Genomic DNA, 16,957 nt, shown 5'->3' with positions numbered 1-16,957 from the left:
CTGAGGAGGATGATTTATAATGAAAATAGTTTTAGCAAGAATAGATGATAGATTAATACATGGACAAGTAGCTACAATTTGGAGTAAGCAAACAGGTTGTAATAGAATAATAGTTTGTAATGATGAGGTTGCAAATGATGAAATAAGAAAGACTTTATTAACACAAGTAGTGCCTCCAGGGATAAAGGCGCACGTTGTTGATGTTGATAAAGCAGTAAGAGTATACAATGATCTTAAATATTTAGATGATAAGGTATTATTTCTTTTCACAAACCCAATAGATGTTTTAAGAATGGTAGACCAAGGTGTTGATATTAGGAGTGTTAATATTGGAGGAATGTCATTTAAATATGGTAAAAAACAAATTACAAATGCAGTATCAGTAGATGAACAAGATATAGAAGCATTTAAGAAATTACATGATAAAGGAATTGAATTAGAAATAAGAAAAATAGCTTCAGATTCAAAACAGGACATCATTCCATTATTAGAAAAATTATATATTAAAACTTTGAAAAAGGTTACTCTTCCAAACTCATAGGCATCTTGTTGCATGTAAAGTAATATGACTTATATTAGTATATATTACAACAGGTATTATGATAGATGTTTTCCTTGATTAGTTTTCAAAAGGTGAAAGAACTCTCTATAAAGGAATACTAAACTTTATAGAGAGTTCTTTTATAATAATATAGAAAATACGATCAATATATACGTATAATAGTAAAAATAATTAAAATAAAATTCGTAAAAAGCTTGATTTTTTATTTAATCTAGATTACAATTTCCATATAAGGGTTAATTAAAACAGAAAAATCGAACATTAAGGCCTGTATAAATCTCTAATAAGGGGAGATGTTTCTACCGAGCTTCCGTAAAAAGCTCTTGGCTATAGGATCACTTAATATTATTTCGTTTATGATAAGGGAGATGTTTATTTATGAATTATGAAGTAATAATAGTGGGAGCAGGGCCAGCGGGAATATTCACTGCTCTAGAATTAAATAAAAGAGAGCCAAATAAGAAAGTATTATTAATAGAAGCAGGAAGAAGCATAGATAAGAGAAGTTGTCCAAAGGAAAAGACAAATAAATGTGTTTCATGTAAACCATATTGTCATATAACTACAGGATTCTCAGGGGCAGGAGCATTCTCAGATGGAAAACTATCACTTAACTATGAAGTTGGAGGAGATTTACCAGAGCTTATAGGGGGCAATTTAGTTCAGAAATACATAGATTACACAGATAAGATATATCTTGAATTTGGGGCAGATAATAGGGTAGAAGGATTAGATAATCCTGAAGCGGTAAAAGAAATTAGAAGAAAAGCTATTGAAGGAAATTTAAAACTTGTAGATTGTCCTATAAGACATTTAGGAACAGAAAAAGCACAAGAAATTTATTTGAAGATTCAAGAGCACTTATTAGAAAAGGGAATAGAAATTAAGTTTAATACTTCAGTAAAGGACTTAATAATAGAGAATGGAAAAATTAAAGGGGTTAAGGTAACGGATTCAGTAACTAGAACTAAAGATGAAGATATCTCCTCAGACACAGTTGTTGTTGCAACAGGAAGAAAAGGTTCTGACTGGTTTAAGGATATGTGTATAGATCATGATATAGCACATAAAGCTGGAACTGTCGACATTGGGGTACGTGTTGAGCTTAGAAACGAAGTTATGGAGAGTGTAAACAACGTTTTATATGAATCAAAACTTATAGGATATCCAGCACCATTTAAGGATAAGGTAAGAACATTCTGTCAAAACCCTGGAGGTTTTGTATCACAAGAGAATTATGATAATAATATGGCTATAGTAAATGGTCATTCATACAAAGATAAGAAGTCAAATAATACAAACCTTGCTATACTTAGTTCACACAACTTTGAAGAACCTTTTAACCAGCCAATAGAGTATGGTAAAAAGGTTGCAGAACTTGTAAATATGCTTGGTAATGGTAGCATACTAGTTCAAAGATATGGAGATATATTAGCAGGAAAGAGAACATGGCAAAAAGAGCTTGATAGATCAAATGTTAGGTATACATTACCAGATGCTGTAGCAGGAGATTTAACATCAGCTATACCATATAGAACAATGACTAATATAATAAACTTTATAGAGTCATTAAATGTAGTAGTTCCTGGTTTTGCAAGTGAGGAAACTCTTCTATATGGACCAGAAATTAAGTTCTATAGCAATAAGGTTATAATAGACGAGAATTTTGAAACAAACATTAATGGGTTATACTGTCTAGGAGATTCTAGTGGATGGACTAGAGGTCTTATGATGGCTTCAGCTATGGGGGTAATGATGGGAGAAAAGTTAGCTTAAAAGCTATAACAGTGCACAAATTATACATTATAAAGGATCTAGAAATTGGGGGATTTCTAGATCTTTTTCGTATATAGAAAAATATATAATTTAAGTTAGAAAAGCTTAATAAAAATTCAGTAATCAAAGATTTTTATATAGAAATAGATATTCCACTTGAAATGAAACAGGTAATGAATAAATAAAAAAAACTGTTTTAAATTTACTTTATTAAGTAATTTTAAAGCAGCTTTTTTTATTAAGCATGTAATTTTAGGGATTAAATCTATATAAATTTATATTTAATAAAGGGGGCACAAAATTTATATATTCTTTTGTTCTGTAACCATGATTTAATGATAATACTATATACTTAGAGGTGCAAAATGTATAAACCTAAATATATTCAAATAAAGATATGAAAAAACTTAATATTAATAATAAAAATACATTTTAAGTGATAAAGTTTCAAAAAAATTGAATGTTTATTAAGAATTACAGCGGTGTATAGTAGGTAAGTAAAAGCTTTGTTACATATTTTGAATTTGTTTGAAGAAAAAGTTATATATTTAAGGCTGAATATGCTAGATGAACGTAGATATAAGGCGAGTTTAGATAAAAATATATAATAGTAATTTTTGAATGAGAATAATAGTTTAGCAACATATGTAACATAAAAGATTTATAAGTTAAGTAAAAATTTACCATAAAATTCGATAAAAAATATAACTATAGAAAATAATTTCTATAGTTATATAAAAAGTAAGTATTATATTTTAATAAATTCCGGTTTAATCTTTATAGTTAGTAATTATACTTAGCAATCTTTTATAATACTTTTCATAAGCCTCTTTTTGAGATTTTCCCTTATGGAAATCTCCAGTAAATAGCTTAAGCTTATCTATTGAATGAATTGATGCTATTACAAAATCAAATTTATGGGATTTAATATCCCTAGAACATTTATCCAAAATATGATCCTGAAGTCCCATTTCTATTCCTTTTTTTATAGAGATTCTATCTTTATATTTATTTGCATAGTACTCTAAAGCATTAAAATACTTAGTATAATCTATCTTTACATTTGGATTACCAATTATGTCATAATCAACATGATCAGTAAAACAAATTTCTTTAAGGCCAAGGGCTACTGATTTTTCTACCATATCTATCATCGGTGTTTTAGAATCAGCAGAAAAGTCACAATGCATATGGTAATCGTAGTACATAAAAAGACTCCTTTAGAATGTATAAAAATTTATATTTAAATTAACTTATACAAGTATACCATAGATTTACAGTATAAAATAAATAAAAAAAAGTTATAAAACAAATACCTAATACAGATAATACTTATTATCTATATTAGGTATCTGCATAATATATAAAAATTAAATTATTATATATAAAATTAGGTTAATCTAATTTTATATGACAGTATCCATTAGGATTTTTCTTTAGATATTTTTGGTGATACTCTTCAGCTTTATAGTAGTTTTGTAATGGTTTAACTTCTGTGATAATTTTTTTGCTATATTTTTGTTGTTCTTCATTTATTACAGATTCAATTGTGGGTATAACAGAGGAATCCAAATAATATATACCTGTTCTATATTGGCTTCCTACATCGTTTCCTTGCCTATTAAGAGCTGTTGGATCTATTATTTTAAAAAACTCATTTAATAACTCTTTTAAGGATAATATACTTTCATCATATGTAACTTTACATACTTCAGCAAAATACGTATTTTTATAGCATACATCATCATAAGTTGGGTTTTCTGTTCTACCATTTGCATAACCTACTTCTGTTTCAGTAACACCTTTAATTCTAGATAGAAATTCTTCTACTCCCCAGAAACATCCACCGGCTAAAACTATATTTTTCATAATTATATCACTCCCTTCAATTCTTTTTTATTATTATAATCTTAATGAATAAAAATTCAAGTAAATTCTTTTTCATGTTCATGGTTTATTTAATATATCTTGCTATAATTGTAACAATTATATATATATATTAATTTTTATAAAAACTAAGGAGGAGTATTGATGAAGAAAAAGAAAAAATTAAGCTTTCCAACAGCCTTTACAGTTTTGTTTATTGTTTTAATATTATCAGCTGTATTAACTTACATAGTTCCAGCTGGTGCATATGCAAAGCTAAGTTATAATAAAGATGATAAGAACTTTACAATAACTACACCTCATGGAGAAACAAGTACTGAGCCAGCGACTCAAGATACTCTAAATAAGCTTGGAATAAAGATTGGCTTAGATAAGTTTGTTGACGAGAGTATAAATAAGCCTATAGCTATTCCAGATACATATGAAAAAGTTGAGCAGAAGCCTCAAGGTATAGCTGAAATAATAGAAGCCCCAATACAAGGTACATATGACACAATAGATATAATAATGTTTATTTTAATAATAGGTGGGGTAATAGGTGTTTTAAATACAACAGGAGCATTTAATGCAGGTATTGCAAGTCTTTCAAAAGCTACTAAGGGTAAAGAATATTTACTAATTATATTATTGAATATTTTAATAGCACTTGGAGGAACAACTTTTGGTCTTGCAGAAGAAACTATAGCTCTGTATCCTATATTGATGCCAATATTCTTGGCGGCAGGATATGATGCTATAGTATGTATAGCTACTATATATATGGGTTCATCTATAGGAACTATGTTCTCAACAGTAAACCCATTTTCATCAGTTATAGCATCCAATTCAGCAGGTATTAATTTTACAGAAGGATTAGTATTTAGAGGAGTTGGATTAGTAATAGCTACTGTAATAACTCTTGTTTATATAGTTAAGTATGCTAATAAAGTAAAGAACGATCCAAGTAAATCACTTATATACGATCAAAAGCAAGAAATTGAAGGTAAATTCCTACATGAATCAGCAAAGGATGTACCTAAGTTTACATTTAGATTAAAATTAATGCTTATTATATTCGCATTAGCTTTTGTTGTAATGATATATGGTGTTTCAATGCGAGGATGGTGGTTCACAGAGATGACTGCACTATTCCTTGTTGTTGGTATAATACTTGGGTTTATATCAGATTTAAATGAAAAAGAATTTGTAAATAACTTTATAGCTGGTGCTGGTGACTTGGTTGGAGTTGCACTTGTAATTGGTGTTGCAAGATCCATAAACTTAATTCTTGAAAATGGAGAAATTTCAGATACATTACTTAATTTCTTCTCAGGATCAGTTAAGGGCATGAATGGATCAATATTTATAATATTAATGCTTGTAATATTTGTTATATTAGGATTCTTCATTCCATCATCTTCAGGTCTTGCTGTTTTAGCTATTCCTATTATGGCACCACTTGCAGATACTGTAGGACTTCCAAGAGACGTAATAGTAAGCTCATATCAATTTGGTCAAGGATTAATATCCTTTATAGCACCAACGGGGCTTATACTGGCCACATTAGCCATGATTGATGTAACCTATAATAAGTGGCTAAGGTTTATAATGCCTTTAATGATTATTATAACGGTATTTGCAGGAGCTCTATTATTAGTTCAAGTACATTTTTAAGAGAAATATAAAAACTCATCATCTATATAGATGATGAGTTTTATTTTTAAGCTTTTTTATTTTTTACAATTATGTTTAAGAATGAGGCTAATATAATTACTATGTATCCTATTATTGATAAGATATCTGGAATTTCACTAAATAATATAAATCCATATATTGCAGCTATTATTAGACCTACATAATCAAACATTGATATTTCAGATGCTGGTGCATTTCTATAGGCAAGAGTTAAGAACACTTGTCCAAGAACAAAACAAAGACCAGCAAGTATCATATATATGATATTAGGTGTTGTAAGACCATCTGTATCAATAAACATAAATGGAGCACAAACTATTGTTGCAATTCCTGTAAAGGATAGTATAACAGTAAAGAAATCCTCTTTATTACCAATAACCCTAATCATAGTATATGCAAGACCTGCACAGGCAGCAGCTACTATTCCCATAAGTGATGGGATTATTGAAGCGTCAAAATGTGGTTTTATTACAAATAAACTACCACCAAAAGCTAAAAGTAAAAATATCAATTGCTTTCCTGTAATCATTTCTTTTAGATAAAGAAATGAAAAAATAATTGCAAAGAAAGGACTTAATTTATTTAGCATAGTTGCATCAGATAATAATAAATAATCTAAAGAAAAATAAAATGCACATATAGATACAGTACCCATTATTCCTCTTAGAAATAGATATTTTCTATTGCCTTTATGACCTAAAAATGATGCCTTTCTTTTAAAAATAATTATACAAACAATTACCGTTGCTACAGCATTTGTTAAAAAAGTTTTTTGGTAAGGGGTAACGCCAGAAGCAAGCTTACCAAACATATTCATAGTTGTAAAAAAGAAAGAGGCTAATATCATAAAGAATATAGCTTTTCCTTTATTGTTAATTAAATTAGACAAGTTTAAATCCTCCTAACTTTGTCTTTATCCCATATAAATAACTGCTCTGAATTATTTAAACAACCAAATAGACTCTTTTTAAAACCTGGGATCTGTTTATCCATATTACGTATAAGTTCTTTTATATCTTGTCTCTTTGTTTTTCCATCAGCAGGACAAGGGTTCTTTATAACTGGATAATTATAAAGTTGTACAGCCTTTCTTATCATAGATTCATCTATGTATACCATTGGCCTTATCAGTGTTACATCATATTTTTCCATTGTACTTTTTGGTGAAAAGCAATTAATTCTTCCTTCATAACTAATTGAAAGCATTAAAGTTTCTATAGCATCATCTTTGTGATGACCAAGAGCAACCTTGTTACAGCCAAGTTTTTTAGCGTTATCATTTAATGCACCACGTCTTAAATTAGCACATAAAGAGCAAGGATTTTTCTCTTTTCTAATGTCAAATACAATTTCAGTTATATTTGTTTGAATTTCATGAAATTCAACAGATAAATTCTCACAAAGTTTATGTAATGGGCTATTATCAACATCTCCAGGATTTAAAGTTATAGCAATAAGATCAAATTTTTGTGGAGAAAAACGTTGATATGCTTTTAATATGTGCAATAATGTTAGACTATCTTTACCTCCTGATAAACCAACAGCTATCTTATCTCCATCTTCAATTAACTGAAAATCATTTATAGCTTGCCTAGTCTTGCTTAAAAGCTTTTGCATTACCATAAAATCACCACCTTTTGTAAAAATTGATTGAAATCAACTAATATATTGTACAGCAATAATTAAAAAAAGTTAAGTGGAAGAGAGGAAGAGAGAATAAATTATATTTGAAAATAAAAAAATGTATAAGAGAGCTAATAAATTTGCATAAGAATCATGGAAATATCATATTTTTTCATAAATTTTAAGTAAAATAATATTATGAAAATAATATAAAATATGTAAAATAATACAAAATGATTTTTTATATATCAATTACTTAATTGATATAAACTTTCTTTAACCTTAATTCTATAAAGATACATATTTTGTATAAAAAGCAACTAGATAAATAAATTTACAATTAGTCATAAATAATCAATGAAATATTAATTGATTATTTACTATTGACATAATTTATTAATTATTAGAAAATAATTAATGGCATAGTTAATAGAATATTTTAGTTAGATTTGAGCAGATGGGCGGCTAGACTACCCGTGTGCTCTTTTTTTGTCTAGAAAGGGAGGAAATATGAAAGAAATACTTAAAGATAAAAAGTTTATTAAAACTATGATAACATTAGCACTACCAATAACTTTACAGAGTTTTATTACCTCTTCATTAAATTTAGTTGATAACTTAATGATTGGAAAGCTTGGGGAAGACGCAATTGCATCAGTTGGACTAGCTAATCAATATTTCTTTATTTTTATGTTAGCATTAACGGGAATAAACGCGGGTGCTAGTGTATTTATGGCTCAATATTGGGGTAAGAGAGATGAGAAAAATATAAAGAGTATGCTAGGTCTTAATATATCTGTTGGCTTCGTAGCAACAATAATATTTGGAATTGGAGCTTTATTTTTTGCAGATAAAATAATGGGGATTTTATCAAATGATCCAAGGGTAATAGAGCTTGGTGCATCATATCTTAGAATAGTATCAATGAGTTATATATTTACTAATCTAACTATGGCATTCTCCTCAGCTTTAAGAAGCACAGAACAGCCAAGAATACCTATGTATGCAAGTTTAATTGGGGTTTTAAGTAATGCGTTTTTAAACTGGGTATTTATTTTTGGAAATTTAGGAATGCCAAAGATGGGAGTAAACGGAGCGGCACTTGCAACTATGATAGCTCGTGGAATAGAGATGGTATTTATAATATCTGCTATTTATATAAAGAAAAATAGAGTAGCAGCAAGTTTAAAAGAAATGATTAATTTTGATAGAAATTTTGTTAGAAGATACTTTAATACAGCAACTCCAACAATTTTGAATGAGCTTATTTGGTCTTTTGGAATGACTGCATTTTCAATTGCTTATGCACAAATTGGGACAAGTGCAGTTGCAACTATGCAGATAGCTACTACACTAAATAATATGTTTATGGTTCTTTGTATAGGACTTGCAACAGCTGCATCAATTATGGTTGGAAATAAAATTGGTGCAGATGAAGAAGCGGTTGCTGTAGATTATTCTAAAAAAATAGGATTAGTATCACCTATAATAGGACTAGTTATAGGAATAGCAATATGGGCTTTAGCTAAAGTAATAATTGCACCATTTAATGTAACAGCGCAAACTTATAGTGACACTATGAAGGTACTTCATATAATGGCACTATTTTGTCCTATAAGGTTCTTTAATGTTGTAATGATAGTTGGAGTATTTAGAGGTGGTGGAGATACTACCTATTCAATGTTAGTACAAGCAGGAACTATATGGTGTTTTGCAGTTCCTATAGCATTTATAGGTGCCACTATATTAAATGTTCCTGTAACAGTCGTATACTTCTTAATTTGTTTAGAAGAAATAGTTAAGATAGTGTTTGAGTTTGCAAGGTTAAAGTCAGGAAAATGGGTTAAAGCTTTAGTATAGTAGTAATTCAATAATAGAAAATTAAAAAAGGGTTAGTTATTATAAACTGGAACATATATAGTAGACACTTATAAAAAAGAGTCTATCTATATACGTTCTTTTTACGTACAATAAAATTTAGAGGTGATTAGTAGTAAGTAAAAAATTTTTATAGGAGTTAGAAATTATTAAATTAAAGAAAAATCTGATTTAAAATCTAGAAATATAATTCTTAAAGCCTTCAATTCTAGGGCTTTAATAAAGTCCCTAGAACGATTAAAATGCTTCTTGAACAGAAATTAAATAGAAAATTCAAACAAGAAATACCAGGAAAAGTACTACTTACAGATATAACATACTTGCCATATAAAAATAACTCTATGGCTTATTTATCGACCATAAAAGATAGTTCCACTAATGAAATTTTGGCATATAACATTTCTAATAGTCTCCATATTAATATAGTTTTAGATACAGTAAAGATATTATTTAAAAAATTGAACTTTAACATTCCAGAAGATGCATTTATTCATTCAGATCAAGGAAGCCATTATACTAGCCCAAAATTCCAAAATTTGCTTAAGAAGTATAAACTTAATCAATCAATGTCTCGTTGTGGAAACTGTTGGGATAATGCACTACAAGAATCATTTTTTTGCATATGAAAGATGAGGTAGACTATAAGAATTGTGAAACATTAGATGAACTAAAAAAGTTATTAGAAAATATATGAAATATTATAATGAAGAGCGCTGCCAATACGGATTAAAAAAGCTGACTTCGACACAATATCGAAGTCAGCTTTTAACTGTATAAACTTTTAACTCTTTTTTTCAAGTGTCCTTGACAGAGAGTCCAGATTATAAATAACAGCTAGTGCTTTTTTATATTTATAATTTCTTTCATTTTTATATCTATTTTAATTTGGTTTAATTTTGTTTTGTGTTTATTTCTTCTCCGTACATTTCTTTCTCACTTACACCATACATTTCTTCTCCGTTTACATTGATAAGTAATTTTCCGTTTTCATAGTTTTTGAGTATTATTTTTACATTTTCAGCGGATCCTTCTGTATATCCTATTACACTAAAAAATTCTTTCTGATTTTGTATGTTAATATGCTCTAGTTGAATGCTTGCTGCCCCTTCTGTAAATTCTTTTTCTGGATCTATTTTAACTTTATATTTTTCATTTGATTTTATTGATGGAATATTTATGTCACTTTTAAACGATTTAGAAGTTATTTTTAAATTACTTATTGTTGAATTTGTATTGTTTTTAATTTCTATATTTATATAGTTTTTAGAGAAGAATGCAAAATATATTAAAATTGAAAACAATATAATTGTTATTAATATTATAAATCTGGCTAATACATTTTTTTTTATCATGTCATTTTACTTCCTTCCACTAGAATCAGTAACTGTAAGTTTATTATTTACAATTCTCCATAGCCATCCGTTATTAACGTATTTAACAACAGTTTCTGGATTGTTTGTATATTTACCTAAATCTATTCCTATCTTATTATTTCTTAAATCCATTGTTTTATCGATACCATTTGGTTCTTCTGATTCATGAGCATCTGAAAAAAGTTTAGCAAAAGATTCGCCCACAGATCTACGATTTAAAACGTTCCAATAAGCATGTCTAAAAGCATCTCCGTTTCCTTTATATAAAACTGAAGTAGGCTTGCTTACATATCTGCTTTGTGCTGCCTTATTTGCTTTTTTAGAATTTGAAAAAACTAATAAAGCTTCACGAGGATATGCACCTGTTAATGATAATTCGAGTCTAGTTACTTTTTGATCAAAAATATTATATTTTCTAGCTTGAGGTTTAGTTTCTTTTTCTTTAATTGCCTTTACTATTAATTTTAATATTTCTGTATCACTTAATTTTACATTGTTTTTTTCTTTTTGAATTAGTATATTATTTATTTTATCAAAATCTGTAGTTGTTAATATTTTGCCTCTATTTTCAATAATATTTTGATAATATTCTTTAGATTGATTACTTTTTTCTAGAGTAGGCTTAGAATTATTAGCAATTTCATTAGCTTTTGCTAAAATAGGTTGATTTATTATAGACATTGCTAGTATTCCACTCAATATAAAACTAGTTATTTTCTTATTATTCATAATAAATTCCCCCTTGCTTTGTTTTTATTTAAGCTTAAAGGAAATAAAATACAAATACAAGTCTTATAAAATAATTAAATTTATGGTAATGTGATATAGATGGGTAAAATAATTTCAAAAGCACAAATATATAATTTTGTATTTTTTATTGAAATGAAATCAAGGTGGAGATAAAAAAAGTGTGTAATAGTTCTGAATGAAGCTACTACACACTTTTTTATATTAAATTATTTATTATTTTTTCTCTAAATAATATTTATAATTGTTAACTATTAACATATATATTATTCCCAATCCACCAATATGTATAGAAAACGCTAATAAAAACTCAAATACACCTAATTTACATGGATAATATATAAATAAAGGTATCTTTATATTTGAATCACCTAAAATCATTTCTTTAAAATAAAAATAAGTGTATCTTGAAAAAGGATAGAAAAACATACTTATTCCATACACTAATAACTCATAAGTTGTAAGATATAGATTACATACATATTTATTTATAAGATACATTATTATGCAGTCCCTTATTTTATGGATTTTAGAAAAAAATTTTTATCTAAATGGTATTAGAATTTATTCTTTAATTTTTTTTCTTCTATTTTATTTAGTAGTTTTATTATATTTTCTAAATCATATTTTATACCTAAATTTGTGAAGGAGTATATATTATCATAATTATTTGATAAAAATTTAAATTTTAGATTGAAATTACTTATTACTAAATCATAATTTTTTTTATTTTCATTATATGTTTCTACGATGACATCAAATTTCTTTCTTAGGACGTTATTTAAATCATTAATTGTAGAAGTTAAAGTTAAATTTTCTGTTTGAGATAATACTCCTATAGTTATTGGGCACTTAGTATGGCCATTTATATAATTCAGAGTAAGGATTGTACAAAATTTAAAATATTCATTATCTATATAATAATTATTTGTTAAAGTGTGTATTTTTAATAATAATTTTTCAACGAACTTTAATCGAGAATAGCTTGAAAATTCATTTAGATAATGTTGTGTTGTTATATAATCATTTGAATAGAAAATTCCTTTGAAAAAATATTGTTTATAGCATATATTTAATAAATTACACTTTAATGTATCATTAAAATTATTAGGTGAATAAATAAATAATCTGTCAATTTCACTAAGTATTAGCTCATAGTTTTTATAAGCTATATTATTTTTAAATTTAATATTATTAATAACAAAATCAATGGGAAGCATATTGAAACTTAATATAAAACAAATAGTTGTATACGATAGACATTCTCCTATGTTTTTATTAAAATTATTTTCTTCAAAAAATGTTTTAAGTTCTAAAAAAAAATTATTATCCTTTAAATTATCTTTATGAAATTTATCATGAAAGCAATCTCTTCTAAAAAAGAATTTCCGTTCACTAATAATAATAGTCCATATATATAATGAGTATTTTTGTTTTATATTAAAAGAAATATTAAATTTTTTATGAAAAAAGTTAAGTAATTTATTAAATATAAAATTGGGATTAGATGATGTTATTCCAGTATTTACGAAAAGTGAATAGAAAAAATAAGAAATCTGCGCTTTGGATCCTTCAAGTCTATAGTTTTTTATAAATATATCAAATTCCTTTAGCATACAGTTACATTCAGAAACTTTTCTATTTAAAGTAGATAGGCTAATATTTAGTTCATTACAAATTTTTATACCACTTAATGGTTTGTGATTATTTTCAAATAGATACTTTAGAAGGCTATATTTTAATGAATTTTTTATACATATTGACATCAAATGTTCTAGATTAATATAATTTTCATATTTCAAAATAATGTCATTTTGTATGTAGAGTACCTGAGCTTTATTATCATAATGACTTCTTAGTAAAAGATCAATCTTTTCAAGATGTGATTTTAATGTAGGAGGAGAAATATTAAGGGTACTGTATAATTCGTATTTAGCTACTCTCCCGTTATTCAAATAGAGTTTTTTTAATATATTAAGTTGAAGCCTTTCTGATCTTTCTAGTAATTCTTCTTTAAACATATCGAATCCTTTCTATAAAATAATTAATATTTGTTAGTATTAGATAACAACAAATAAAAAATATATTAACATAATTAGAAATAAATTCTACATTTTTTTTTGTATTTTTACAACAGATAATGAAAAAATAGTATTTTAAGATGCATAATTTATAATATGCATCTCGATTTTTTTTATTTTATTAAAAAAAATGATATTAATCAATTCGGAATATAAATTAATATTTATGTATAAAGTCAATTATAAAAAGGAGGAGATTATTTATGAAGTCGAGGAAAATCATTACTGCAATTCTAATATCAGCTTTAGTATCAACTAGCTTTTTCGGAACAAAAGTAGTTTCAGCAAGTGACTTAGGAAGTACTTCAGAATTTACAAGAGAGGAAAATGGAAATGTTACTGTCATAACTAAAAATGATAAACAAATAAGGAAATATTCATCAACAGATTCAGCTACAACTAAGGATGATTCAAGAGTTACAATAGATGCGAGCTTTATTGATGATAAATTTTCATCTGAGATGACTACTATTCTTTCGCTTAAAGGATTTATGCCATCAAAAAGAGAGATAAGGAGCCTGTTTAAGCGCGAGGGATTTATGGAATGGCCATTTAAATATACAGTAGACGTAAAAAACCAATCTTTAGATGAATCAGTAAAAATAGTAGACAGCGTTCCTAAAAATACTATTTTCAATAAAGACGTAACCAATTCTATTTCATATTCTATAGGAGGAGGAATAGATGTTTCTAAAGAATCATCAGGTAAGGCCTCAGCTTCAGCATCATTAAATGCTAACTATGCTGTTTCAAAATCTATAAGTTATATTCAACCTGATTATAATACAGTACAACTTAAAGATACAAATAATGTAGCTTCATGGAAGACTGAATTTGCTGAAACACGTGATGGATATAATATAAATTCTTGGAATCCGGTTTACGGAAATCAGATGTTTATGCGAACAAGATATTCTGGGACAAGTACTGATAATTTCCTTCCAGATTATCAATTATCATCTTTAATAACAGGAGGTTTCTCTCCAAATTTTGGACTTGTATTAACTGCACCTAATGGGACAAAAAAATCAAGAATAGAAGTTTCACTTGGTCGTCAAATGAATTTATATAGGATATTGTGGGATACAGAATGGAAAGGTACGAATTTAGATTATGGTTTTAAGTCAGAAACAGTTACTTTTGAATTAGATTGGGAAAATCATACAGTAAGGAAAATTAACTAAGGTAAGCTAGATAATATTATCAAAAAGGTTAATGAAAATCACTTACTATGGGAGTTGCTCAGATGAGCTTTATAGATGTAGTAAAAAATCTCCTTTTGTTAAAATTGAGGATGGTTTGTAGCCAATCTTCATAACAAGAGGAGATTTTTATGGATATAAACAGTTTAGCAGATACATATGATAGTTTTAATTAATTCTAAAATGAGTTTAAAAGAATACATGAATCATTTTAATGGGGGAGTAGGAAGTGCGAGAATGGCAAATGGAATATCTTAATATGCAATGTAAGTAGTGACTCTTTATAGGACTAAAGTAATGGTTTTGGTTAAACTGATAGATTTTTATTAATAAAAAATTAATTTTTTTGTTAATAAAGAAAAGTTCAATGGGAAATTTGAGGTATTGTTAATTATTTATATAAAAATATACATAAAAAGTAAAAAAAGAAAATATTAATCCTATTTATTTTAAAAATAAAAGTATGTTTAAAATAGAAATAAAAATAAAAAAAATTAAATTTTAAAGAGTGTATAAAAGCAATAAATTATTTTGAAACTTTATTATTTATGTGATATTATGGTAATCCTATCGATAGAGGGTTTTAGATAATAATTTATATCTTTTAATAAATAATACAAGATAGATTACAGAGTGGAGGGATAGTGAAAAATTTAATAAATTAAGTTTTATTATTTTAGTTTTTCTCTAATAAATATATTTGGTAACCAAAAAAATATTGCACTTATAATAAATCGACATCAGAAGAATCAGTATTTTTTGTAGATGATGATGGAGTTATATGCCAATGAAAAGAAAGAATTGTTGATATTTTAGCATATAGATATCCAGTAATTTCATTAGACTTAATTAGTAAATATAGAATGAAGATGGTATAAAGTATAAATATTAATTTAGGAGGTTTCATTTTGATAAAAAAAACAAGAATTTATAAGATGCTTAGTATTATGATGATGTTGATATTAAGTTCTTCAATTCAGGCTTTTCCAAGTGAAGAGGATGGTGAGAAAAAGTTATATCAAGCATATAGTATTGCATCATCAAATAATTTAAGGATTATTGATGGAGAAAATGGCGAGGAGAATATTGTTTATTGTTATAATCGAGATTATAACATACCGGGAATAAAGGAAGGGGATGAAATAGAAAAAACATATTATACAAGAATTGAAAGCTATTTAGATTCAAATGATCCATATACAGAGCAGTATGGAAAAGAGAAGAAGGAAAGGATAGCAGCTGTATTAATTGCTGGATATCCAATAGATACATATGGATTATCTAGGAAATATAAATTAACAGAATTTACAGCTAGGTATATTACCCAAAAGTTAATATGGGATATAAATGATGGAAAAGATCAATATATTAATGGAAATGGTAATGACGATTTGTATTATAATGAGCTATTGAAGCATTCAAAGATAGATAAATTTGAACAAGGAAAACTAGATTTAATTGGTAATTTTGAATTTAAAAAAAATAAGGAATATTGGAGTACATCTAAATTATCAACATTGGGGGGAAAGGGAAGCTTTATATTTGATAACTTACCTGAATACATGGAGATAAGAGATTTTAATACTAATGAGATATTGGACAAAGATATTAAAGTTGGACAAGAATTTTATATTGTATCTAATCGTGAGCCAAATGAAGATTTAAAATTAAGAATAAAATATAAATATCAAGAAGTAAAATTATATTTCTATAAGTATCATTCTGGCGGAATACCATTTAAGCCTAATAAACCATTTCAAAATTTAGTTAGAGGTGATTTAACGGATAAAATAAATGAGGTTTCACTAGAAATAAAGGCAAATGGAAATTTTGAAAAACCAAGTACACCACCAAGCATAGGAGGAACAACACCGGATTTACCAGGTGAGGAAGGGTCAACGCCAGATTTACCGGGTGATAGTGGAGAAGCGGGGAAACCAGAGACACCAGGAACAGGAGGAACGACACCGGATTTACCAGGTGAGGAAGGGTCAACGCCAGATTTACCGGGTGATAGTGGAGAAGCAGAGAAACCAGAGACACCAGGAACAGGAGGAACGACACCGGATTTACCAGGTGAGGAAGGGTCAACGCCAGATTTACCGGGTGATAGTGGAGAAGCAGGGAAACCAGAGACACCAGGAACAGGAGGAA

Annotated in this window: 13 protein-coding genes, 1 pseudogene and 1 riboswitch; of the genes and pseudogenes, 7 read left to right on the top strand and 7 right to left on the bottom strand. The window is 27.4% G+C overall.

Features of this window, described 5'->3' with window-relative positions:
- Positions 1 to 19: 19 nt before the first annotated feature.
- Entirely contained in the window at positions 20 to 541 is a 522-nt protein-coding gene (locus tag K5V21_RS18265) for a mannose/fructose/sorbose PTS transporter subunit IIB (protein ID WP_221862470.1), read from the top strand.
- A gap of 269 nt (positions 542 to 810) precedes the next feature.
- Positions 811 to 912: riboswitch (purine riboswitch) on the top strand.
- 28 nt (positions 913 to 940) lie between these two features.
- On the top strand, positions 941 to 2,338 hold the full coding sequence (locus K5V21_RS18260) for an NAD(P)/FAD-dependent oxidoreductase (RefSeq protein ID WP_221862468.1): 1,398 nt from the start codon (positions 941 to 943) through the stop codon (positions 2,336 to 2,338).
- Between the two features lie 770 nt (positions 2,339 to 3,108).
- On the opposite strand, the gene K5V21_RS18255 is transcribed toward K5V21_RS18260, so the two are convergent.
- Together K5V21_RS18255 and msrA are read right to left on the bottom strand one after the other, a co-directional pair.
- Positions 3,109 to 3,546, bottom strand: coding sequence for a PHP domain-containing protein (locus K5V21_RS18255; protein ID WP_221862466.1), 438 nt, complete (start codon positions 3,544 to 3,546; stop codon positions 3,109 to 3,111).
- Positions 3,547 to 3,733: 187 nt separating this feature from the next.
- Positions 3,734 to 4,207: a peptide-methionine (S)-S-oxide reductase MsrA gene (gene msrA / locus K5V21_RS18250; RefSeq protein ID WP_221862464.1), complete on the bottom strand. Its 474-nt coding sequence runs from the start codon at positions 4,205 to 4,207 to the stop codon at positions 3,734 to 3,736.
- 162 nt (positions 4,208 to 4,369) lie between these two features.
- Here msrA and K5V21_RS18245 point away from each other — a divergent pair, with 162 nt between their 5' ends.
- A complete protein-coding gene (locus K5V21_RS18245) occupies positions 4,370 to 5,878 on the top strand; it encodes a YfcC family protein (RefSeq protein WP_204596766.1) in 1,509 nt (502 codons plus the stop codon).
- Between the two features lie 46 nt (positions 5,879 to 5,924).
- Here K5V21_RS18245 and K5V21_RS18240 read toward each other — a convergent pair whose 3' ends face one another.
- Entirely contained in the window at positions 5,925 to 6,776 is an 852-nt protein-coding gene (locus K5V21_RS18240; RefSeq protein WP_221862495.1) for a DMT family transporter, read from the bottom strand.
- A 14-nt stretch (positions 6,777 to 6,790) separates the two neighbouring features.
- The gene (locus K5V21_RS18235) at positions 6,791 to 7,516 is read right to left on the bottom strand and encodes a tRNA 2-thiocytidine biosynthesis TtcA family protein (RefSeq protein ID WP_221862493.1); all 726 of its coding nucleotides are present in this window, start codon (positions 7,514 to 7,516) and stop codon (positions 6,791 to 6,793) included.
- 516 nt (positions 7,517 to 8,032) lie between these two features.
- Between K5V21_RS18235 and K5V21_RS18230 the strand changes: the two genes are divergently transcribed.
- Positions 8,033 to 9,382, top strand: a complete 1,350-nt coding sequence (locus tag K5V21_RS18230) for an MATE family efflux transporter (protein ID WP_221862462.1) — start codon at positions 8,033 to 8,035, stop codon at positions 9,380 to 9,382.
- Positions 9,383 to 9,645: 263 nt separating this feature from the next.
- Positions 9,646 to 10,177: pseudogene (locus K5V21_RS18225) on the top strand (IS3 family transposase); the annotation flags it as partial.
- Positions 10,178 to 10,290: 113 nt separating this feature from the next.
- Here the strand turns inward: K5V21_RS18225 and K5V21_RS18220 are convergent.
- The 3 genes from K5V21_RS18220 to K5V21_RS18210 all read right to left on the bottom strand — a co-directional run bounded on the left by K5V21_RS18220 (position 10,291) and on the right by K5V21_RS18210 (position 13,541).
- Positions 10,291 to 10,752, bottom strand: a complete 462-nt coding sequence (locus K5V21_RS18220; protein ID WP_221862460.1) for a hypothetical protein — start codon at positions 10,750 to 10,752, stop codon at positions 10,291 to 10,293.
- A 6-nt stretch (positions 10,753 to 10,758) separates the two neighbouring features.
- Positions 10,759 to 11,502 carry a DUF6973 domain-containing protein gene (locus K5V21_RS18215; RefSeq protein WP_221862459.1) on the bottom strand — a complete coding sequence of 248 codons (744 nt, stop codon included), beginning with the start codon at positions 11,500 to 11,502 and terminating at the stop codon, positions 10,759 to 10,761.
- Positions 11,503 to 12,077: 575 nt separating this feature from the next.
- Positions 12,078 to 13,541 carry a helix-turn-helix domain-containing protein gene (locus K5V21_RS18210; protein WP_221862458.1) on the bottom strand — a complete coding sequence of 488 codons (1,464 nt, stop codon included), beginning with the start codon at positions 13,539 to 13,541 and terminating at the stop codon, positions 12,078 to 12,080.
- Between the two features lie 263 nt (positions 13,542 to 13,804).
- Here K5V21_RS18210 and K5V21_RS18205 point away from each other — a divergent pair, with 263 nt between their 5' ends.
- Positions 13,805 to 14,785 (top strand): beta-channel forming cytolysin, encoded by a 981-nt coding sequence (locus K5V21_RS18205; RefSeq protein WP_221862457.1) that lies wholly within the window; start codon positions 13,805 to 13,807, stop codon positions 14,783 to 14,785.
- A gap of 926 nt (positions 14,786 to 15,711) precedes the next feature.
- On the top strand, positions 15,712 to 16,957 hold a 1,246-nt coding region (locus K5V21_RS18200), incomplete at its 3' end, for a Cys-Gln thioester bond-forming surface protein (protein WP_221862456.1).

Source organism: Clostridium sardiniense, assembly GCF_019753795.1.
GTDB lineage: Bacteria > Bacillota > Clostridia > Clostridiales > Clostridiaceae > Clostridium > Clostridium sardiniense.
This window is presented reverse-complemented; position numbering and strand designations above follow the sequence as displayed.